The organism is Streptomyces sp. AN091965 (assembly GCF_022698285.1).
GTDB lineage: Bacteria > Actinomycetota > Actinomycetes > Streptomycetales > Streptomycetaceae > Streptomyces.
On record NZ_JALDMY010000001.1, the window covers coordinates 3139597 to 3161548 of the forward strand.

Here is a 21952-nt window from a genome sequence, read left to right on the forward strand (position 1 = left end):
GGCGGGCCCCTGTTGCGTACGTCATCCCATGGGACGCACCACACGACGCACCTCACGAAAACGATCAAAGCTGGCCGGGCGGGCGATCGCCGCGTCGGCGGCGCTCATCCTGGGCGGCGGCGGACTCGTCGCGGTGAACGTCTACGCGAACGCCGAGGAGAGTCCGCCGCCCCAGGCCCGGGACGGCGGAATCCGGGCCACCACCATCAGCTGCCCGGACGTGGGCAACCAGCTGCCGGAGGTCCCCGACGACGCGCGCGCCGACGTCGACCGCGAACTCGCCGCCCTGGACAGCCAGATCACCGAGGCGTACGCACGGTTCGCCGAGGCCGGTGACCCCGAGGACCAGAGCGCGGTCCTCGGCCCGCTGGAGGAGCGGCGGCGGCCCACCATCGACGCCATCCGGTCCGCGATCGACCGGAGCGGCGAGGCCCCCGCGGACCTCGACAGCATGGCGCCGTGCACCATGCGCGCCGACGACGACGGGCCGCCACCGGGAGACACGGGCCAGGACCAGGGGCCGGGCCAGGATCAGGAACCGGGCCAGGAACCGGGCCAGGACCAAGGTCCGGGCCAGGGCCAGGCGGGCAACGGCCCCGAGGCCGGGGACTTCGTCGACATCACCTCCGTACGGCCCAACGTCCAAAAGCCCCGCAACCAGCGCGGCGCCTCGCGCGGCACCTTCACCACGCGCTGCGGCACGAACGCGAACGGCAAGTTCAACCCGGACAACGTCATCGTGGCGCCCGGCGTGAGCAACGGCGCCCACCACATGCACGACTACGTCGGCAACCAGGAGACCGACGCCTTCTCCAGCGACCAGGAACTCGCCGGCGGCCGCACCAGCTGCCGCAACCAGGGCGACAAGTCGACGTACTACTGGCCCGTCCTGCGGCTCCAGAACGGGAACGACGAGGACGACTCCGGCGCGGACGGCGGCGGCCGGGACAAGAACGTCGGCGAGATCCAGACGCCGGACCAGGTCACCTTGAAGTTCGTCGGCAGCCCCGTCGGCAAGGTCACCGCGATGCCGCGGTTCCTGCGCGTCATCACCGGCGACGCCAAGGCGTTCACCAACGGCGACGCGAACGCCAACGCCTCCTGGAGCTGCACCGGATTCGAGAACCGGCAGCTGAAGGACAAGTACCCGATCTGCCCCGAGGGCAGCAAAGTGGTCCGCACCTTCACCTTCCAGAGCTGCTGGGACGGCCGCAACACCGACAGCGCCAACCACCGCACACATGTCGCCTTCGCCGACCCGCGCAGCGGCCGCTGCCCCCGGGGCTTCCGCGCCGTGCCGCAGCTCGTGCAGCGCATCGTGTACGACGTGCCGCCGGGCCCCGGCTTCGCCGTGGACTCCTTCCCCGAGCAACTCCACAAGCCCGTCACCGACCACGGCGACTTCATCAACGTGTTCGACCGGAAGCTGATGCAGCGCGTGGCCTCGTGCATCAACGACAACCGCCGCTGCGCCTGACCCCCAGACTGCTGCGCGGTCGGCTCGCGCGGTGACCGGAGCGCCCTACGTGCCCAGGGCCAGTGTCCTCGTCCCCCCTAACCACCGTCGCTCCCCGACGCGTGGTGCGAGGACCGCTCCACCGTCCCGCCGAGGTGGCCGCGCAGCGCCCTGAGCACGCCCGGCTCGCCCACCGCGACCCACTTGCGGCCCACGAGGTAGCTGCCGCCGTAGTCCTTGGCCTGGTTGAGCCACTCGCGCTCGCCGCGGTCGGTGGCGAAGGTCGCGAGCACGAAGCGGCCGTCCCCGTTCCGGCAGTTCGCCTGGCGCAGCTCCGCCGCGTCCGTCTGGACGTCGGGCGCGCACTCGGCCTTCGCCGCGAGCTGCTCCAGGGTGCCGGTGGCCGTCGCGGGGCGCGCGGGCCCGGACCCGGAGCCGCCGTCGCCGCCCGCGAGCCCGGCCGCGATCACCAGGCCGATCGCGGTGGCCGAAACGGCCCCGGCCGCCCACACCATGCTCCTCATCCGTCGCTCCCGTCTCATCAGGTGATGTGAACGCGCCGTGTCCGTGCGTTCCGTCGCGTCCCGCAGGCCGCCCGGATACCGTGCGCCGCAGCCATCGACGCAGGGGGGTACACATGTACGAGCCATCGCGACGCTCCGTCCTCGGCACCGCGGGCGCCCTCGGCCTCACCGGCCTGGGCACCGCGCTTCCGGCCCTGCCCGCCCACGCGGCCGAGGGGCCCGTCCGGGGCCCGGCCTTCGATACGGACGCGGCGCGCGCCGTGCTCAATCGGCGACTCCCCCACCACGCGGACCAGTTCCGGCTCAGACTCGTCCCGGCGGAAGGCGGCCGGGACCGCTTCCGCGTGACCGGGACCTCCGGGCGCGTCGAGGTGTCGGGCACCACACCCGCCGTGCTGCTCGCCGGAGTCCACTGGTACCTGAAGTACGTGTGCGGCGCGCACCTCGCCTGGAACGGCGGCCAGCTGAACCTGCCGCGCCGGCTGCCCGCGCCCGCGCGCCCGCTCACCCGGTCCACCGCGCTCCCCCACCGGTTCGCGCTCAACGACACCAACGACGGCTACACCGCCCCGTACGCCGACTGGCCGTACTGGGAGCGCATGATCGACCTCCTCGCCCTGCACGGCTGCAACGAGGTCTTCGTCATCGCGGGCACCGAGGCCGTCTACCACCGCCTCCTGAAGGACTTCCAGTACACCGACGCCGAGTCCCGCGCCTGGCTGCCCGCGCCCTCGCACCAGCCCTGGTGGCTGCTGCAGAACCTGTCCGGCTACGGCGGCCCGCTCTCGCCGGAGCTCATCGCGCGCCGCGCGAAGCTCGGCCGCCGGATCGTGGACCGGCTGCGCGAGCTGGGCATGGCGCCGGTCCTGCCCGGCTACTACGGACACGTCCCCGACGGCTTCGTCACCCGCAACGGCGGCGACGCCCGGGTCGTGCCGCAGGGCACCTGGCACGGCTTCAAGCGGCCCGACTGGCTGGACCCGCGCACCGACGCGTTCGCACGGGTCGCCGCGGCCTTCTACCGCCACCAGCGCGATCTGTTCGGCGCGGCCGGGCACTTCAAGATGGACCTGCTGCACGAGGGCGGCACCGCGGGCGACGTGCCCGTGCCGGACGCCGCGCGCGGCGTGGAGAAGGCCCTGCGCACCGCGCACCCGGGCGCGACCTGGGTGATCCTCGGCTGGCAGGAGAACCCGCTGCCCGAGCTGCTCGACGCCATCGACAAGAAGAAGATGCTCATCGTCGACGGCGTGTCCGACCGCTACGCCACCGTCACCGACCGCGAGAAGGACTGGGGCGGCACGCCCTACTGCTTCGGCACCATCCCGAACTTCGGCGGGCGCACCACCATCGGCGCCCGCGCGCACGTCTGGCAGGAGAAGTTCTTCGCCTGGCGCGACAAGCCGGACAGCGCGCTCGTCGGCACCGCCTATCTCCCGGAGGCCACCGACCGCGACCCGGCCGCCTTCGCCCTCTTCTCCGAACTGGCCTGGCGTGACGACGAGGTGGACCGCGCCGCGTGGTTCTCCTCCTACGCCGGCTTCCGCTACGGCGGGCACGACCGCGCCGCGCGGTCCGCCTGGCGCGCCCTGCACGACACCGCGTACCAGCACACGGCGGTGGAGCGCAGCGACCCGCACGACTCGCTGTTCGCGGCCCGCCCCGACCTGGCCGCGAACCGCGCCGCCGAGTACGCGCCGCGCGCCCTCACCTACGACCCCGCCCGCTTCGACGCGGCCCTCACGGGTCTGCTCGGCGTCGCACCACGCCTTCGCGGCAGCGCCGCGTACAAGTACGACCTGGTGGACGTGGCCCGCCAGGCCCTCGCCCACCGCAGCCGCCAGCTCCTGCCCCAACTCAGAGCCGCCTACCTGCGCAAGGACCAGGACACCTTCCGGGCCCTGTCCACGCTGTGGCTGCGCCTGATGCGGCTCGCGGACGACGTGACCGGCGCGCACGAGGCCTTCCTGCTCGGACCGTGGCTCGACGACGCGCGGCGGCTCGCCACGAACGACACCGAGCGCGCCGAGTTCGAGCGCACCGCACGGGTCCTCATCACCGTGTGGGGCGACCGCGCCACCTCCGACCCCGGCAATCTGCACGAGTACGGCAACCGCGAGTGGCACGGCCTGTTGCGCGACTTCTACACCCCGCGCTGGCAGCGGTGGCTGGACGAGCTCGCCGACGCGCTCGCTGCCGGGCGCCCGCCCAAGGCGGTCGACTGGTTCGGCACCTTCGAGGAGCCGTGGACGCGCCGCCGCGACGACCATCCGCTGCGGCCGGTCACCGACGCGCACCGCACGGCCTCGCAGGTCCGGGACGCGCTCGCCCGCGCGCCCTACCAGGGCTCCCTGGAAGTCACCGCCGAGCCGCCCGCGTTCCCGCCCGGCGGCAGCGCGCGCGTCGAGGCCCGCTTCCGCAACGTCAACGGGCTGCGCGCCACCGGCCGCGTCGACTTCGCCCTCACCGGCATCGCCGCCGAGCCCGACGGGCCGACGTCGCTGCCCCGCGTGCCCGCCGGGGGCTCCGGCACGGTCGCCTGGCGCGCCCACGCCCCCGGCACGCCCCTCGACCGGCCGCTCAGGCCCCTGCCGTACACGATCGCCGTGGAGTACGGGCCCCGGGGCGAGCCGCGGGTGCGGGCGGTCCACGAAGGCACCCTCTTCGAAGCCGGGCCGCTCGGCCCCGCGTGGCGCACCTACACCAACAACGCCGCCGTCTTCGGCGAGTTCGACGGGCGGTACGCCATCGACGGCGCCGGGGCCGATCTGTGGCGCGGCACCGCGGAGTTCGGCACGCTCTTCAGGCCGGGGGCCCTGCGGGACGGGGTCTCCGTGACCGTGCGCGTCGACTCCCAGGCGGCCACGGGGCCCTGGGCCCGGGCGGGCGTCGTCGCCCGCAACTCCCTGTCCACCCCCGGCTCCCCGGGCTTCCTGAACCTGGCCGTCACCCCCGCCAACGGCGTCGTCCTCTCCTACGACACGACCGGCGACGGCACCCTGGACACGTACCGCCGCGTCACCGGCGTCAAGGCACCGGTGCTGCTGCGCCTCACCCGGGCGGGGGGCGCCTTCACCGGGGAGCTGTCCACGGACGACGGGGGCTCCTGGCGGGCCGTGGCCACGGTGTCCCCGCCCGGGGCGGCCGCGGTCCAGGACGTGGGCCTCTTCATGACCGCGGCCAACGCCGGCACGGAGGCCCACGGCCTCGTCGAGTTCAGCGCCTGGCACCTGACCTGACCCCTCGCGGTGCGCCCCGGACCCGCCCCTTCCCGATTCCTGGGGGCTCCGCCCCCCCAAACCCCCGCTCCTCAAACGCCGGAGAGGCTGGAAGATCCAGCCTCTCCGGCGCAGCTCACCGGCGTGAAGTGACCGTCGGACCATTCGCTCGTTCTGCTGAACGTGTCGTCATCGCAGTCCACGAAAGCCGCCGCGCCGACCGGAGGGGCCGGGGAGACCGGGTCCGCCAGGTCCGTCGTCGACGTCGAGCAGGCCGAAGCCGCCCTCGTCGAGCACTACCCCCGCCTGGTCCGCCTGGCCTACCTGGTCCTGCCGCCCGGCCTCGGCCGCAACCGCCGCGTCCTGACCGCGCACGCGCTCGTCCAGCGGGCCCTGCCCCGCGGCCGCACGCAGACCGCGGTCGTGCCGGACCAGCGCGGACCCGGCCGGAGCGCCGACCCCGGCTACGCCTACGTGCGCCGCCAAGTGCTGCGCGCCGCCCTCGAAGCGGGCCTCCCGCTCCGGCGCCGGGCCTGGCCCAAGCGGTCCCAGCTGCCGCCGCTGCTGCCCCAGGTGTGGGGCCTCAGGCTGTTCCCGCGCTCCGGCGGCGCCGACGAACTCGCCCTGGACCAGCGGCTCTCCGCCCTGTCCGGGCCCGCCCGCGCCGCCTACGTGCTGCGCGGCCTCGAACGGCTCGGGGACGACGAGGTGCGCCGCGCCCTCGACGCCGCCGGGGTCGCCGACCCGGACACCGCCCTCACCGAGGCAGACGGCGTCGAAGCCCTGTACGCGCTCCTGGAGTCCCCCGAGTTCGACCCCTGCTCCCTCCAGGCCAGGCCCACCGACCTGATGCGGCGCAGGCAGCACCTGCGGGCCGCGGCCGTGGCCGCCGCTGCCGCCCTGGTCTGCGGGGCGCTGCTCGGCATGCCGGGCGAGGGCTGGGGCCCGGACGGCGCCGCCGCGCCCCCGTACGCGAAGAACCCGGCCGCCGAGGCCGCGCTCGACCCCGCCAAGCTCACGAAGGCCGCGCCCGCCGCCTGGAAGCGCTCCCCGCGCACCGACTTCACGGTGTGGCCCGCGCGCGGCGAACTCACCGGCGACACCGCCCTGCTGCGCCGCGCCCTCGCGGTGTGGGCGCGGCCCGGCGAGTCCGTACGGGTCTCGGCGACGCCGGGCACCGCGGCGGGGGCGCCGCCCGGGCCCGCGCAGCTGCTCTTCGCGGGCGAGGTCGACGCCGCGCGCGTCGTCCTGCTCCACGACGGCCTGCGCGTCGTGCGGTACGCCGAGCCCAAGGACGGCACCGGCGGCGCCGCGCTCGACTTCGCCCGGGTCGACGGCGCCACCGCCGCCGACTCGGGCGCGGTCGTGCTCGGCCGCGCCGACGGCAACGTCCGCTATCTGACGGCTCCTTGGGTGCGCTCCGCCGCCGTCCGCGACCTGCTCAGGCCGGGCGCGGCCGCCACCGCGCTGCGGCGCGGCGCCGACGGCGTCACCGCGCCCTTCGCGAGCCCCGCCCTCGCGGGCGACTGCCGCTCCTGGAACGCGCTCCAGCTGCGCGAGGCGGACGGCGCCACGCGGCTCTCCACGGACCTCGGCGAGCTCACCCCCGCCCGGCTCACCGCGGGGCGGCCCACCGCGCCCCGCGACGCCCGCGCCACCGACTGGGACCGGACCGCCTGTTCCCTCGCGGCCGCCCGTTCGCACGGCGTCCGGTCCGTCAACGCGTGGCAGTACGCCCGCCAGGCCCTGCCCGACGGCAGCGGCCGGGCGCGCTGGGTGTGCACCCGCGCGGAGACGTGGCAGGGCAACGGGAGCCAGGCCCTCGCCCAGGTCCTGACGCCCGGCGCCGTGGCGGGCGCCGTCGCCGCCAAGGCCGAGAACTCGCCCGCCTGCGGCGAGCGCGAGCCGCGCGTGCTCGCGGGCGTGCTGTGGAAGGCCCGTACGGGAAGTTGGTACGTCCTGGCCGCGGGCAGCGAGGACGTGGCCTCGGTGCGGGTCTCTGGGCGAGAGCCTGTCACCGGTCATCTGGCCGCGCTTCCCGCGAAGCGGGGGGAACGGCTTCAGCTGACCGCGAGGCTCGCGGACGGCTCCAGCCTCAGCGTTCTTCACTGACCTCTGCCGTCGATCGTCTGCGGACCGTCGTGGCTTGTCGCGCAGTTCCCCGCGCCCCTATGGGGCGCGGGCCCTCAGGCCGCGACCTCTATGGGGCGCGGCCCGAAAAGCCCTTCCGAGGGGTGTACCCACTGGGTTACTCGGCCGTACATTGACGCCATGTCTAACACGAAGGCCCGGCTCCCCCAGCCCGTCGCCTCCGAGCACATACCGCTCAAGGCCCGCAACGTCTCCTTCTCCTGGGAGAAGACGCCCCTCCACTGGCTCCCGGGCGACCCCTTCACCACGCACACGATCAACGTCCTGCACCTCCTGCTGCCCGCGGGAGAGCGCTGGTTCGTGCACGTGTACAAGCAGGTGCTCCCCCTCATCCGCGACGAGCGACTGCGGGCGGACGTCATCGGGTTCATCGGCCAGGAGGCCATGCACTCCCAGGCCCACGACGAAGTCCTGCCGCACCTGCGGGAGCAGGGCCTCGACCCGACCCCGTACACCGCGCAGGTCGACTGGCTCTTCGAGAAGCTGCTCGGCGACCGGACGCTGCCGCCGGGCCGGGCCCGCCGCTGGTGGCTCCAGGAGCGCGTCGCGATGATCGCGGCGATCGAGCACTACACCGCCTTCCTCGGCGACTGGGTCCTGAACGCGCACGAGCTGGACCGGCGCGGCGCCGACCCCACGATGCTGGACCTGCTGCGCTGGCACGGCGCCGAGGAGGTCGAGCACCGCTCCGTCGCCTTCGACCTGTTCGTGCACCTCGACGGCTGCTACCGCCGCCGGGCCCGCACCTGGGCCACCGCCTTCACGGCGCTGGTGTTCCTGTGGCAGCGCGGCGCCCGCTTCTTCATGGAGAACGACCCGACGCTGCAGGGCGGCAAGGCGACCTTCAGGGACTTCCACCGGAGCGGCCGCGCGGGCACGCTGCCCAGCACCGGCGCCATGCTCCGGTCCGTCCCCACGTACTTGAGCCGCTCCTACCACCCCTCGCAGGAGGGCAGCACGGCCCAGGCCGTCGCCTACCTCGCCTCGTCCCCCGCCGCCACCGCCGCCGAGGCCCGCGCGAACGGAGCCGCGTGACCATGCCGCTGCCCCGCACCGCCCGCACCGCCCTGCTCGTCACCGGCGCCGTCCTGGTCGCCGGGCGGACCAGGCGCGCCCTGCGCCGCCGCATCGGCGCGTCCCCGCTGTGGCCGCTGCCCGCCCTGGAGACGCCCGTCTCGGGGCAGCCGCGCTCGCGGGCCCTGCGGCTGCGCGTGGCCCGCCGCGTTCCCGTCGCCGACGGCGTCGTCCAACTGCGCCTGGAGGGGCGGGCGCTGCCCGCCTGGGAGCCGGGCGCCCATCTCGACCTGGTGCTGCCCTCGGGGCTCGTACGGCAGTACTCGCTGTGCGGCGACCCCGGCGACCCGACCTCGTACACGATCGCCACCCGCAGGATCGGCGCCGACGAGGGCGGCAGGGGCGGGTCGCGCGAGGTGCACGAGGAGCTGCGCGAGGGCGCGGAGGTCGAGGTGCGCGGGCCGCGCAACCGCTTCCCGCTGGTCGCGGACGCCCCCGCGTACGTGTTCGTCGCGGGCGGCATCGGGATCACCCCGATCCTGCCCATGGTCCGGGCGGTCGAGGCCCGGGGCGGCCGCTGGCGGCTGCTGTACTGCGGGCGCTCCCGGGCCTCCATGCCCTTCCTCGACGAGGTGGCGGAGGCGGGCGGCGAGCGGGTCACCGTCGTCGCCGAGGACACGGACGGGCGGCCGGACGTCGCCGGGTTCCTCGACGGCGCCGCCGGGGAGGGCGCCGCCGTGTACGTGTGCGGGCCCGAGGGGCTCATGGCCGCCGTGGCCGCCGCGCTGCCCGAGAGCGGCCCGCCGCATCTGGAGCGGTTCGCGCCCCGCGCCCCCGCGGCCGGCGGCGCCTTCGAGGTCGAACTGCGCCGCAGCGGCCGCACGGTGACCGTCGACGGCGACACCACGGTGCTCGCCGCCGTCCGCGAGGAGCTGCCGAGCACCCCGTACTCCTGCGAGCAGGGCTTCTGCGGCACCTGCCAACAGCGGGTCCTGGAGGGCGAGATCGACCACCGGGACGAACTCCTCACCGACGGCGAGCGGAGCGACTCGATGCTGCTCTGCGTGTCCCGGGCGCGGGGGGAGCGGATCGTCCTCGACCTGTGAGCGCGCCCGGCGGCGGCGAACGGGCGGAGCGGGGGCCTCCGTTCATCCCCCGAACGGATCGGTAGAGTGTTCGCATGACTACGGGGACGCGGCGCAGGATGGGTGTCGAGGAGCGGCGGCAGCAACTGATCGGGGTCGCGCTCGAACTGTTCAGCCACCGCTCGCCCGAGGACGTCTCCATCGACGAGATAGCCTCGGCCGCCGGCATCTCGCGCCCGCTCGTGTACCACTACTTCCCCGGCAAGCTCAGCCTGTACGAGGCCGCCCTGCAGCGCGCCGCCGACGAGCTGGCCGAGCGGTTCGTGGAGCCGCGCGAAGGGCCCCTGGGCGCCCGCCTGCTGCGGGTGACGGGCCGGTTCTTCGGCTTCGTCGACGAGCACGGGCCCGGCTTCTACGCGCTGATGCGCGGCGGCCCCGCCGTCGGCTCCTCCACGACGAACGCCATGATCGACTCGGTGCGCCAGGCGGCGTACGACCAGATCGTCGCGCACCTGGGCATCGCCGCGCCGCCCGCGCGCCTGGAGCTCGTCGTGCGCTCCTGGATCTCCCTCGCCGAGTCCACCGCCCTGATCTGGCTGGACGGCCGCCGCATTCCGCGTGCCGAGCTGGAGCGGCAACTCGTGCACGACTTCGCGGCGTTGGCGGCGGTCAGCGCGGCGTACGACCAGGAGATGGCGGAGCTGCTCGGCCAGGTCCTCGCGGACGAACCGGCCGACGGCCCGTTCGCGGACCTGCTGTCCCGCCTCGCCGCGTTCGCGCCGGCCGCCGTGCTGCCGTCCTAGCTCCCGGGTCCGTCGGCGGCGTTCCGGCCGTCGCCGGTGAGGCGCAGCGCCAACAGCGCGATGTCGTCGTCCCGTTCGCGGCCGAAGCACTCCAGGAGCGTGTCGCACAGGGCCGTCACGCCGTGCGGAGCGCCCGCGGCCGCGACGCGCAGGTGCTCCATCGACACGGCGAGGTCCGTGCCGCGCGTCTCGATCAGGCCGTCGGTGACCATCAGGAGGCGGTCCTCGGGCGTCAGGCGCTCCTCGGTGGTCTCCGGCCGCGGCAGCCCGAGGCCGAGCAGCGGGCCGCGCGCGGCGACGTACGCGGCCGTACCGCCGTCATGGACGACCAGCGGGGGGATGTGCCCGGCGTTGGCCACCCGGGCGCGGCCCGTCGCCGGGTCGACGAGCGCCAGGCACAAGGTGGCCGTGACGTCCGGGTGGTAGCGCTGGAGCATGCGGTCCAGGCGCTCGGCGAGCGCGCCGGGGTCCGGGTCCTCCACGCAGTAGGCGCGCAGCGCGTGACGCAGCTCCACCATCACCGTGGCCGCGTCCAGGGAGTGGCCCACGACGTCGCCGATGCCGGTGAGCACGCCCGCGGACGTGGGCAGCGCGGCGTAGAAGTCGCCGCCGATCTCCGCCTCCCGCGAGGCCGGTTCGTAGCGGACCACGACCTCCGCGCCGGGGGTGTGCGGCAGCCGGGCGGGCAGGAAGCTGCGCTGGAGGGTGAGGGCGACGTGGCGTTCCTTCTCGTACATGAAGAGCTGCTCCGCGACGCGTGCGGTGGCGTGGGCGAGGCGCGTGAGCTCGGCGGCGTGGTCCCGCGCGTCGGCGGGCGTCGCCAGGCACACCGGCGGGTGGTCCTCGCGGGTCCGGGCGAGGGCGAGCAGCGCGCCGTCGGGCGGGGCGAGGAGCGGGTCGTCCTGCGCGCGCCCGCCGCCGTGGCCGTTGCCCGCGCGGATGTCCGGGTGGGGCTCCAGGACCTCGGGGCCCGCCGCGAAGGGGCCCGCGCCGAAGAACCCGGCGGGCCAGACCGGCGCGGGGATCACCGTGCTGTGGGCGCCGGTCCTGCCGGACATGAGGCCGCGCAGCAGCCGGGCCACGGCGTCGTGGGCGCCCCGGTCGGGCAGTGCCGTGGCGGCCCTGCGGCGGGACAGGCCGCGGTGCATCTCGCCCTCGTCGTCGAGCACGAAGGCCGCGGCGGGCGTGCCGCTGAGCCGGGCCGCCTGGGTGGCGGCGGTCTCGGCCAGCTCGCCCGGGCAGCCCGCGGACTGGATGTCGAGGACGGCCTCGGCGAGCAGCGTGAGCCGGCCCGCCCGGTTCGTGGCCGCGCTGCGGCGCCGGGCACCGCGGGCGGCGGCGCGCACCACCGCCTCGATCTCCTCCGGCTCGGCGGGCACGGTCAGATAGGCCTCGGCGCCCGCGTCCAGGCCCCGGCAGCGGTCGAGGGAGCCGTGCGCGACGGCGGAGAAGTGCACGACGGGCAGGCCCGCGGTCGAGGGTGACGCCTTCATGCGGCGGCACAGGTCGTAGCCGCTCATGTCGGGCAGGCCGACGTCGACGAGCGCCACGTCGGGCAGTTCGCCCGCGCGCAGCCGGGCGTCGAGGGCGAGCAGGGCCTCGCCCGCGCTCCCGGCGAGCAGGACCCGGTGGCCTGCCCGGCGCAGGACCGCGCCCAGCGCGTACCGGCTCGCGGGCACGTCGTCGACCACCAGAACGGTGGTGGCGTCCGGCCGGGCCTCTCGCTTGTGGCCCGTGACGTTCTCCATGACGCCCACGTGGACTGCCCCCCGGAGCTGCGGACGACAGCGGGCCCCATCGGCACGCTCGGATCGCCCGTCCACGCTAGCGCTCCGACACACTTCTGGGGAGCGCATGGCGCCCTTGCGCCCCCGCCCGCGGCGAACGCGCGGCCCGCACCGGGCCCGCCCCCTCGTGACCTTCGCCTCCCGCCGGGCGTTCACCAGGGCGTCCGGCTTCCCCGCGCACGCCGTCGGGGAGCCGCAGTCGATCCCCGTACCGGCAAGGGACTTCATGACCCAGCACCTCACCGACGCACCGGCCGACGACGCCGACCGCACCGCCGCCGCGCCCACCGGCTGGTGGCGCGACGCGGTCATCTACCAGGTGTACCCGCGCAGCTTCGCCGACTCCGACGGCGACGGCATGGGCGACCTGCCGGGCGTCACCGCCCGGCTCCCCCATCTGAGACGACTCGGCGTCGACGCCGTCTGGCTCTCGCCGTTCTACGCCTCGCCGCAGGCCGACGCCGGGTACGACGTGGCGGACTACCGCGCGGTCGACCCGGTGTTCGGCACCCTCGCCGACGCCGACGACCTGGTGCGCGCGGCCCACGGTCTTGGCCTGCGCGTGATCGTCGACATCGTGCCGAACCACTGCTCCGACCAGCACGAGTGGTTCCGCACGGCCCTCGCCGACCCCGGATCGCCGCTGCGGGAGCGGTTCCACTTCCGCCCCGGCAAGGGCGCGCACGGCGAACTTCCCCCCAACGACTGGGAGTCGGTGTTCGGCGGCCCGGCCTGGACCCGGACCGCGGACGGCGCGTGGTACCTGCACCTCTTCGCGCCCGAGCAGCCCGACTTCAACTGGGAGCACCCGGCGGTGCACGAGGAGTTCCGCTCCGTCCTGCGGTTCTGGCTCGACCTGGGCGTGGACGGCTTCCGCGTCGACGTGGCGCACGGCCTCGTCAAGGCGCCGGGCCTGCCGGACGTCGGCCACGGGGAACAGGTCAAGCTGCTCGGCGTGCGGCCCACGCCGTACTTCGACCAGGACGGCGTGCACGCGGTCTACCGCGACTGGCGCACGGTCCTCGACGCGTACGACGGCGAGCGCGTCGCCGTGGCCGAGGCGTGGACGCCGACGGTGGAGCGCAGCGCGCTGTACCTGCGCCCGGGCGAGCTGCACCAGGCCTTCAACTTCGCCTATCTGACGACGGAGTGGGACGCGGCGGCGCTGCGTGCCGTGATCGACCGCTCACTGGCCGCCATGAACGCCGTCGGCGCCCCGGCGACCTGGGTGCTCTCCAACCACGACGTGGTCCGGCACGCCACCCGCCTCGCCCCCGGCGACCCGGCGCGCGGGCTGCGCAGGGCCCGCGCCGCGACCCTGCTCATGCTGGCGCTGCCCGGCTCGGCCTACCTCTACCAGGGCGAGGAGCTCGGCCTGCCCGAGGTCACGGACCTGCCCGACGAGGTGCGCCAGGACCCGGCGTTCTTCCGCGGCTCGGGCCGGGACGGCGCGGGGCAGGAGGGCACCCGCGACGGCTGCCGGGTGCCGCTGCCCTGGTCGGGGACCCGGCCGCCGTTCGGCTTCGGGCCCGTGGAGGGCGGCCCGAGCTGGCTGCCGCAGCCCGCCGCCTGGCAGGAGCTGACCGTCGAGGCGCAGGAGGCCGACCCGGGCTCGACGCTGGCGCTGTACCGCGCCGCGCTCGCCGCGCGCCGGGCGCATCCGGCGCTGGGGGCGGGCGACGCCGTGGAGTGGCTTCAGGCCCCGGAGGGCGTCCTCCTCTTCCGCAGGCACGCCGAGGAGGGCCCCGGCGGCGCCGTGGTCGTCGCCGTGAACCTCACGGACCGTCCGGTAACGCTCCCCGCCCCCGGCCAGTTGCTCCTGAGCAGCGCCAACTCGGACCCGTCGGGAGCCGAGTTGGACGGCTCCGCCGCGGGCACCGTCGTGCCCCCCGACACGACGGTCTGGTGGGCAGCGTGAGAGTCGCCCGGTACAGTCCAATCCTGTGACCGCGCGACTGGCCGACATCGCAGCCCAGGCGGGGGTCAGCGAGGCGACCGTGAGCCGGGTCCTGAACGGCAAGGCGGGCGTCGCTGCGGCCACCCGTCAGTCCGTGCTCGCCGCGCTCGACGTCCTCGGCTACGAGAGGCCCGTACGACTGCGCAGGCGCAGCGCGGGCCTCGTCGGCCTGATCACGCCCGAGCTGGAGAACCCGATATTCCCCGCGCTCGCCCAGGTGATCGGGCAGGCCCTCACCCGGCAGGGGTACACGCCCGTCCTGGCCACCCAGACCCCCGGCGGCTCCACCGAGGACGAGCTCACCGAGATGCTGGTGGACCGGGGCGTCGCGGGCATCATCTTCGTCTCGGGCCTGCACGCCGACACCACCGCGGACACCGAGCGCTACGAGCGGCTGCGCGCCCAGGGCGTCCCCTTCGTGCTCGTCGACGGCTTCTCGCCCGCGGTGCGGGCACCGTTCATCTCTCCCGACGACCGCGCGGCCATGCGCCTCGCGGTCACGCACCTGTCGTCGCTCGGCCACACCCGCATCGGCCTGGCCCTCGGCCCGCGCCGCTTCGTACCGGTGCAGCGGAAGATAGAGGGCTTCACACGCACCATGCGGGAGCGCTTCCAGCTGGCGCCGGACGCCGTCGAGGCGGAGCTGGTCGAGCACTCCCTGTACACGCTCGAAGGCGGTCAGGCGGCGACGTCCGCGCTCCTGGACCGGGGCTGCACGGCCGTCGTCTGCGCCAGCGACATGATGGCGCTCGGCGCGGTGCGGGCCGTGCGGGACCGGGGCCTGGAGGTGCCGGACGACGTCTCCGTCGTCGGCTTCGACGACTCGGTGCTCATCGCCTTCACGGATCCGCCCCTGACGACGGTCCGCAAGCCCGTGCCCGCGATGGGCCAGGCCGCGGTCCGCACGCTCCTGGAGGAGATCGCGGGGACGCCCGCGCCGCACAGCGAGTTCGTCTTCATGCCGGAGCTGGTCGTGCGCGGCTCCACGGCGATGTGCCCGGACGGACGGCCGGGCAGCGGGTCCGCCCCCTAGGAATCCGGCCTGAAGCGGCTCGTCCCTGAGGTGTAGGGAGTGCGCCCGGAACCCATCGGGGGGATGATCTGAGGTGAGGTGGGTATCTGGCAGACTCTGTGCCTATGGGTGAGATGACTGTGACGACACTGGAAGGCCGCCAGCGGCCCACCACATCACCCAGCGCGGGCGAGCAGAATGACCGCTTTGGGCGGAATTTCCTGCGCCGCTTGCGTACGCCCCGGCGACCACGGCTGTGGTTCGAGATCCTGCTGATCGCGGTGAGTTACTGGACGTACTCGCTGATCCGCAACGCGGTGCCGGAGCAGAAGGCGGCAGCGCTGCGCAACGCCGACTGGATCTGGGACGTGGAGAACACCCTCGGCATCGCCGTGGAGCGCTCCGTCAACCACGCCGTGGATTCCGTGACATGGCTCATCGTCGGCATGAACTACTACTACGCGACACTGCACTTCATCGTCACGCTCGGTGTTCTCGTGTGGCTGTACCGCAGTCATCCCGGCCGGTACGCGGCCACGCGCCTGGTCCTCTTCGCGACCACGGCGGTGGCCCTACTCGGTTACTACCTGTATCCACTGGCGCCGCCCCGGCTGATGCCCGGCGGGGACTTCATCGACACCGTCATCGTGCACAACACCTGGGGCTCGATGGCGTCCGGCGACCTCAAGAACATGTCGAACCAGTACGCGGCGATGCCGTCCATGCACATCGGCTGGTCCCTGTGGTGCGGCCTGACCATCTTCGCCCTCGCCTCGGTGCCCTGGGCGAAGGTCCTCGGCCTGCTCTACCCCGTGGCGACGCTCGTGGTCATCGTCGCCACCGCCAACCACTTCTGGCTGGACGCGGTGGGCGGCATGATCTGCCTCGCCTTCGGCTACGCGGTCGTCCGCCTCTGGTACGGCGCCTTCCCCTACGCCCTGCCCCAGCAGATCCCACCGCTCAAGGCCTGACCCCTGAGTCCTCCAGCCCGTCCGGCGTTCGAGGACGAGGCGCGGAGCGCCGGTCAAGCGGGGGCACGGGGGCGGCAGCCCCCGGAGCGGGAAGGGGCGGGCCTGGGGCGCACCCGCGAGGGCTACGCGCCGTAGAAGTGCGCTTCCATCACGGCCCGCGCCCGTCGCGTCGTACGGCGGTAGTCGTCCAGCATGTCCCCGACGTGCCCGGTCTCGTACCCGAGGTAACGCCCGACGGCCGCCAGCTCACGACCGTCGGACGGGAACGTGTCGCCCGCCCGCCCCCGCACCAGCATCACCGCGTTCCGCACCCGCGTGGCGAGCACCCACGCCTCGTCGAGGATCCCGGCCTCCTCGCCGGGGATGAGCCCGGCCGCGCAGGCCGCGGCGAGGGCCTCCCGGGTCCGGGTGGTGCGCAGGCCCGGCTCGGCCCAGGCGTGGCCGAGCTGGAGGAGCTGGACGGTCCACTCGACGTCGGAGAGGCCGCCGCGGCCCAGCTTGGTGTGCAGCGTGGGGTCGGCGCCGCGCGGCAGGCGCTCGGTCTCCATCCGGGCCTTCAGGCGGCGGATCTCACGGACCGCCTCGTCGCCGAGCCCCTCGGCGGGGTAGCGCAGCGGGTCGACGAGCTCGACGAAGGCCCTGCCGAGGTCCGCGTCGCCCGCGACGGGCTCGGCGCGCAGGAGCGCCTGGGACTCCCAGACGAGGGACCAGCGGCGGTAGTAGGCGGCGTACGACTTCAGGGTGCGGACCAGCGGGCCGCTCTTGCCCTCGGGGCGCAGGTCGGCGTCGATCAGGAGCGGCGGGTCGGCGGAGGGCAGCTGGAGCAGGCGCCGCATCTCGGCGACGACCTTGTTCGCGGCCTTGGCCGCCTCCTGGTCGTCGACGCCCTCGCGGGGCTCGTGCACGAAGAGGACGTCGGCGTCGGAGCCGTAGCCGAGCTCGCGCCCGCCGAAGCGGCCCACGCCGATGACGGCGAAGCGGGTGGGCAGCTCGTCGCCCCAGCCGTCGCGGACCACGGCGCGCAGGGCGCCCGCGATCGTGGCGGCGGTCAGGTCGGACACGGCGGTGCCCACGCGGTCCACGAGCGCGCCCGCGTCGCCGCCCGCGCTGCCGTACGAGGCGATGAGGTCGGCCGCGGTGGTGCGGAACAGCTCGCGCCGCCGCACCCCGCGGGCGGCGGCCACCGCCTGCTCGGGCCCGTCGGCGCGGCGCACCGCGGCCAGGACCTCCTGTTCGAGGGCGGCGCGGCCGCGCGGCTCCAGGCCGCGTTCGTCGCCGAGCAGGGCGACCGCCTCGGGGGCGCGCAGGAGCAGGTCGGGGGCGAGGCGCCCGGCGGAGAGGACCCGGGCGAGGTTCTCCGCCGCCGCGCCCTCGTCGCGCAGCAGGCGCAGGTACCAGGGGGTCTTGCCGAGTGCGTCGGAGACCTTGCGGAAGCCGAGCAGGCCCGCGTCGGGGTCGGCGGAGTCCGCGAACCAGCCGAGCAGGACCGGCAGGAGCGTGCGCTGGATGGCGGCCTTGCGGGTGACGCCGGAGGCGAGGGCCTCCAGGTGGCGCAGGGCGGCGGCCGGGTCGGCGTACCCGAGGGCGACGAGCCGCTCGCGGGCCGCCTCGGTGCTCAGCCGGGTCTCGCCGGGGGCGAGCTGGGCGACGGCGTCGAGCAGCGGGCGGTAGAAGAGCTTCTCGTGCAGGCGGCGGACGACGGTGGTGTGCCGCTTCCAGGCGCGGCCGAGGTCGGTGAGGGGCTCGGTGCGCATGCCGAGGGAGCGGCCGATGCGGCGCAGGTCGGCGTCGTCCTCGGGCACGAGGTGGGTGCGGCGAAGGCGGTACAGCTGGATGCGGTGCTCCAGGGAGCGCAGGAAGCGGTAGGCGTCGTCGAGCTGGGTGGCGTCGACGCGGCCGACGTAGCCCCCGGCGGCGAGCGCGGCCAGGGCGTCGAGCGTCGTACCGCTGCGCAGCGACGCGTCCGCGCGGCCGTGCACCAACTGCAGGAGCTGTACGGCGAATTCGACGTCGCGCAGGCCGCCGGGGCCGAGCTTCAGCTCGCGGTCCACCTCGCCCGCCGGGATGTTGGCGATCACGCGGCGACGCATCTTCTGCACGTCGGCGACGAAGTTCTCGCGCTCGGCGGCCTGCCAGACCAGGGGCGCGACGGCGGCGGCGTACTCCGCGCCGAGCTCGGCGTCGCCCGCGACGGGCCGGGCCTTGAGCAGCGCCTGGAACTCCCAGGTCTTGGCCCAGCGCTGGTAGTAGGCGAGGTGCGAGGACAGGGTGCGCACCAGCGGGCCGTTGCGGCCCTCGGGGCGCAGATTGGCGTCGACGGGCCAGATGGTGCCCTCGACCGTCGTGTCCGAGCAGATCCGCATCAGGTGCGAGGCGAGCCGGGTCGCGGCCCGCAGCGCCTTGCCCTCGTCGACGCCGTCGGCGGCCTCGCCGACGAAGATGACGTCGACGTCGGAGACGTAGTTCAGCTCGTGGCCGCCGCACTTGCCCATGGCGATGACCGCGAGGCGGCACTGGGCGGCGTCGGCGGGCGCGGCGGCGCGGGCCATGGCGAGCGCGGCGCGCAGCGTGGCGGTGGCGAGGTCGGCGAGCTCGGCGGCGGTCTGGGCGACGTCGGTGGTGCCGCACACGTCGCGGGCGGCGATGGAGAGCAGGCAGCGGCGGTAGGCGACGCGCAGCGAGACCGGGTCGGTGGCCCCGGCGAGGCCGCGCTCGAACTCCTCGACGCCCGGGTGCAGATCGGCGGCCTCGTAGGTGACCAGGGCGCGCCAGTCGCGCGGGTGCCGGGCGAGGTGGTCGGCGAGCGCCTCCGAGGCGCCGAGGACGCCGAGCAGCCGGTCGCGCAGCGGCTTGGAGCTGACGAGGGTGTCGAGGAGTTCGCGCCGGTCGGTCTCGGCGGACTCCTTGGCCTGTCCCTCCACGAGGCGGACGAGGCCGAGCAGCGCCACGTCGGGGTCGGCGGTGGCGCCGAGCGCGTCCAGGAGCACGGGGTCGGCGCGGACGGCGTCGAGGCCGGGCGCGGCGAGCAGCCGCTCGGCGGCCGACGGGTCGGTGAATCCGTGCCGCAGCAGCCGCGTGAACGTGCTGCTCCTGCGCCCTTGCGGCAGCGTCATCTGCACGCCTTTCGCTCGCCTGTCCTGGCCAGAGCCTACCGAGCGGTGACGGGGCGCGGTCCGACGAGTTTCCCGCGCGTGCGCGGTCCGCCTTCCCGGGCGTGCGCGGTCCGCCCCGGGACGCAAGCATGGAAGCGACAGGAGGGCCGTCATGACGAGCCAGGACGGGGCAGCGGGGGCGAACGTGCCACGGGGGGGGCGGGCGTGCCGGAGGCGGGCGCGCCACCGACGGCGGACGCACCGGAGGCAGGCGCGGCACCGGCGGCGGACGTACCGAGGGCGTCGAAGCCCCTCCCTAATCGAACAGATATCCGTACGATGAGCAGCCCGACGTGCGCCCTGGTCGGGGCGTACGCCCCGAAGGAAGGGAACAAGCCATGGAGTGGACGCTGGAGGTCGTGACGCTGCCGGTCGCGGACCTCGACCGGGCCAAGGACTTCTACGAGACCAAGTGCGGCTTCAAGGCGGACCTGGACAGCGAGGTCGCGCCGGGCGTGCGCGTCATCCAGATCACGCCGCCCGGCTCGCGCTGTTCGTTCGCGATGATGACCGGCCTGCCCCCGGCCCCCGGCCAGGACGCGATGGCGCCCGGCTCGCTCCAGGGCCTCCAGCTCTGCGTGACCGACATCGAGGCGGCCCGCGCGGAGCTCGCGGGCCGCGGCGTGGACGTCACGCCGGTGCGGACGCTGGGCGCGCGGGGCTGGGAGGACGGCAAGGGTGACGCGGAGTGGAGCTCCTTCTGCTTCTTCAAGGACCCGGACGGCAACGGCTGGACGGTGCAGGAAGCCCCGTCCCCGCTCGCGGAACGCTGACGGACCGACCACGAGGGCGTCCCGGCCCCGCGGACGCCCCGACCGTGAGGAGAAATCGATGGACTACACACTCGAAGTGATCCCCCTCCCCGTCAGCGACATCGACCGGTCCAGGGACTTCTACGCGGACAAGTGCGGCTTCCACGTCGACATCGACGGGGAGGTCGCGCCCGGCATACGGCTCGTGCAGCTGACGCCGCCCGGCTCCGGCTGCTCCGTGATCCTCGGCGACACCGTCTGGGAGTCGACGCCGGGCCCGACGCCCGCACCCGGCTCGTACCAGGGCCTCCAGCTCGTGGTCGCCGATCTGAAGCAGGCCCGCGAGGAGTTGACCGCCCGCGGCCTCGAACTGTCCGACACGGTCTCGTACGGGGAGGCCGACGGCGCCACCTTCATGTACTTCACGGACCCCGACGGCAACGGCTGGTGCGTCCAGGAGTACAAGGTCCGGGCGGCCCAGCCGCTGCGGGAGGTCATCTGAGCCTCTCCTCCATCCAGGCCACGCCGAACTCCACGACGTCCCGGGCCTCCAGGAGATGGCTCTCGGCGGCGCCGACGAGCCCCCGCGCGCCCTTCCCGGTGGCGAGCAGCTCACGGGCGATGACCTCGAACGGCCAGACGCCGTCCGGCACGACCGGGGAGTAGTCGAAGGCGCCGTCGGCGGAGTCGATGTCGTGGAAGCGCCGCCAGACGCGCTCGCCGCCCTCCAGGACGGGCTGTTCGTAGTCCACGAAGCGCTTGCCGGGGGCGTCGGCGAGGGCCTCGGCGTGGTGCAGCAGCGTGAGCGAGTCGAGCGGCGCGCCGAGGAGGAGCACCCGGCCGCCCTTCGCCACGAGCCGGGCGAGGGGGCTGTCCGGGCCGTGCGGGTCGTCCCAGGGGTGGTCGGCCATCAGCGCCCGCGCGTCGGCGCCGAGCGCGGCGAAGCTGGCGTCGGGGTGGCGGCTGCGCACGGCACCGGGCCACCGGCGCAGCGCTTCGGGCAGCCGCCCGTTGTTGTGGTCGGCCTCGCTCAGCTCCGGGTCGTACGCGGGGTGCTCCGCGCGCAGGGCGTCCTGCCACTCCTGGGGCCACTCCGTACTGAACTCGTACGGCGGCGCGTCGTTCCACCCACAGGTCACCATCAGCGTGCCGCGCTCCCCCACGGCGTCGCCGAGCGCCCCGATGAGCGTCTGCGGCCCGCCCGCCACGTACCCGATGGCGGACATCCGGGTGTGGAACATGACGACGTCACCGGCGCCGAGCCCCAGCGCCCGCAGATCCCGCACGAGCCGCCCCCGGGTCACGGGGCCACCGGAGCGCTTCAGCAGTTCCTCTTCGTCCATGCCCGCGACGCTAACCGCGCGCCACGGCAGGCGAGCAACTCATTTACCGGCCCGGGGAGTCCGGGGGACGACGGCGACCGTGCGGCTCAACGGTCGGCCACCGTGCCACTCAACGGTCGGTCACCATGCCACTCAACGGTCGGTCACCGTGCGGCTCAGCGATCAATCGCCGGGCGGCTCAGCGGTCGGTCGCGGCGCCCAAGGGCTCGCCGACGATGCGCTCGGCCAGACGGGCCGCCAAGTGCCTTGCGTCCCCCTCCAGTTCGGCCCTCGCGGCGGCGCGCTCCGCGGCGACGCGGGCGGTGCCGGCGGCCACGACCTGGTCCCGCTCGCGCAGCCCGGCCTCCCGGGCGGCCCGTATCGCCTCGGTGCCCTCCTCCATGGCGCGCTGCCGGGTCAGGGCGGCCTCGTGCCGCGCGTCGGCCAGGACGCCCGCGCGCGCCTCGCCCGCCCGGGCCGCCTCGGCGAAGGCCGCGTCGGCCGCACGGGCCCGCCCCTCCGTCAGCCGCTCCCGCTCGGCCAGCGTCCGCGTGAGACGGGGCAGCAGCACTCCGGCGAAGGCCCAGAAGACAGCGGCGAACAGCACGCCGCCGAGGAGCAGATCGACGGCGCGCGGCCGGAGGGGACCGAGTTCGAGCGCGAGGAGATCCATGCCGGACGATCTACCCATATCCCGCCCGGAACGAACGCGCTTTCGAGCACACTTCTGACCGAAAACCCCGCGCGC

The 21952-nt window shown here is 74.8% G+C and carries 16 protein-coding genes; 11 read left to right on the forward strand and 5 right to left on the reverse strand.

Annotated elements, in window-relative coordinates:
• Positions 1-28: 28 nt before the first annotated feature.
• Positions 29-1477, forward strand: coding sequence for a DUF1996 domain-containing protein (locus MQV74_RS13165; RefSeq protein WP_242717218.1), 1449 nt, complete (start codon positions 29-31; stop codon positions 1475-1477).
• A 77-nt stretch (positions 1478-1554) separates the two neighbouring features.
• Here the strand turns inward: MQV74_RS13165 and MQV74_RS13170 are convergent, their stop codons facing one another.
• Positions 1555-1980, reverse strand: a complete 426-nt coding sequence (locus MQV74_RS13170) for a hypothetical protein (RefSeq protein WP_242717220.1) — start codon at positions 1978-1980, stop codon at positions 1555-1557.
• Between the two features lie 113 nt (positions 1981-2093).
• Here MQV74_RS13170 and MQV74_RS13175 point away from each other — a divergent pair, with 113 nt between their 5' ends.
• The 5 genes from MQV74_RS13175 (at position 2094) to MQV74_RS13195 (ending at position 10251) form a co-directional block, all read left to right on the forward strand.
• Positions 2094-5219, forward strand: a complete 3126-nt coding sequence (locus MQV74_RS13175) for an alpha-N-acetylglucosaminidase (RefSeq protein WP_242717222.1) — start codon at positions 2094-2096, stop codon at positions 5217-5219.
• 162 nt (positions 5220-5381) lie between these two features.
• A complete protein-coding gene (locus MQV74_RS13180; RefSeq protein ID WP_242717224.1) occupies positions 5382-7310 on the forward strand; it encodes a hypothetical protein in 1929 nt (642 codons plus the stop codon).
• A 159-nt stretch (positions 7311-7469) separates the two neighbouring features.
• A complete protein-coding gene (locus MQV74_RS13185) occupies positions 7470-8384 on the forward strand; it encodes a metal-dependent hydrolase (RefSeq protein WP_242717226.1) in 915 nt (304 codons plus the stop codon).
• A 2-nt stretch (positions 8385-8386) separates the two neighbouring features.
• Positions 8387-9469 carry a PDR/VanB family oxidoreductase gene (locus MQV74_RS13190; RefSeq protein WP_242728641.1) on the forward strand — a complete coding sequence of 361 codons (1083 nt, stop codon included), beginning with the start codon at positions 8387-8389 and terminating at the stop codon, positions 9467-9469.
• A gap of 74 nt (positions 9470-9543) precedes the next feature.
• Complete coding sequence (locus tag MQV74_RS13195; protein ID WP_242717228.1) at positions 9544-10251, forward strand: TetR/AcrR family transcriptional regulator; 708 nt, start codon at positions 9544-9546, stop codon at positions 10249-10251.
• Here the strand turns inward: MQV74_RS13195 and MQV74_RS13200 are convergent.
• Positions 10248-11999, reverse strand: a complete 1752-nt coding sequence (locus tag MQV74_RS13200) for a fused response regulator/phosphatase (RefSeq protein ID WP_242717230.1) — start codon at positions 11997-11999, stop codon at positions 10248-10250. The genes MQV74_RS13195 and MQV74_RS13200 overlap by 4 nt on opposite strands.
• A 265-nt stretch (positions 12000-12264) precedes the next feature.
• On the opposite strand from MQV74_RS13200, the gene MQV74_RS13205 reads away from it, so the two are divergent.
• The 3 genes from MQV74_RS13205 to MQV74_RS13215 all read left to right on the forward strand — a co-directional run bounded on the left by MQV74_RS13205 (position 12265) and on the right by MQV74_RS13215 (position 15978).
• Positions 12265-13956 (forward strand): glycoside hydrolase family 13 protein, encoded by a 1692-nt coding sequence (locus MQV74_RS13205; protein ID WP_242717232.1) that lies wholly within the window; start codon positions 12265-12267, stop codon positions 13954-13956.
• 25 nt (positions 13957-13981) lie between these two features.
• Complete coding sequence (locus MQV74_RS13210; protein WP_242717234.1) at positions 13982-15028, forward strand: LacI family DNA-binding transcriptional regulator; 1047 nt, start codon at positions 13982-13984, stop codon at positions 15026-15028.
• A gap of 104 nt (positions 15029-15132) precedes the next feature.
• Positions 15133-15978, forward strand: coding sequence for a phosphatase PAP2 family protein (locus tag MQV74_RS13215; RefSeq protein WP_242717236.1), 846 nt, complete (start codon positions 15133-15135; stop codon positions 15976-15978).
• Between the two features lie 122 nt (positions 15979-16100).
• Here the strand turns inward: MQV74_RS13215 and MQV74_RS13220 are convergent, their stop codons facing one another.
• Entirely contained in the window at positions 16101-19091 is a 2991-nt protein-coding gene (locus MQV74_RS13220) for a bifunctional [glutamine synthetase] adenylyltransferase/[glutamine synthetase]-adenylyl-L-tyrosine phosphorylase (RefSeq protein ID WP_242717238.1), read from the reverse strand.
• A 377-nt stretch (positions 19092-19468) separates the two neighbouring features.
• On the opposite strand from MQV74_RS13220, the gene MQV74_RS13225 reads away from it, so the two are divergent.
• Positions 19469-19903 (forward strand): VOC family protein, encoded by a 435-nt coding sequence (locus tag MQV74_RS13225; protein WP_242717246.1) that lies wholly within the window; start codon positions 19469-19471, stop codon positions 19901-19903.
• Positions 19904-19961: 58 nt separating this feature from the next.
• Positions 19962-20384: a VOC family protein gene (locus MQV74_RS13230; protein ID WP_242717248.1), complete on the forward strand. Its 423-nt coding sequence runs from the start codon at positions 19962-19964 to the stop codon at positions 20382-20384.
• Here MQV74_RS13230 and aac(3) read toward each other — a convergent pair.
• Both aac(3) and MQV74_RS13240 read right to left on the reverse strand, forming a co-directional pair.
• Entirely contained in the window at positions 20377-21225 is an 849-nt protein-coding gene (gene aac(3) / locus MQV74_RS13235; RefSeq protein ID WP_242717250.1) for an aminoglycoside 3-N-acetyltransferase, read from the reverse strand. The two genes, MQV74_RS13230 and aac(3), sit on opposite strands and share 8 nt — an antisense overlap.
• A 178-nt stretch (positions 21226-21403) precedes the next feature.
• Complete coding sequence (locus MQV74_RS13240; RefSeq protein WP_242717252.1) at positions 21404-21877, reverse strand: F0F1 ATP synthase subunit B family protein; 474 nt, start codon at positions 21875-21877, stop codon at positions 21404-21406.
• Between the last annotated feature and the right edge of the window lie 75 nt (positions 21878-21952).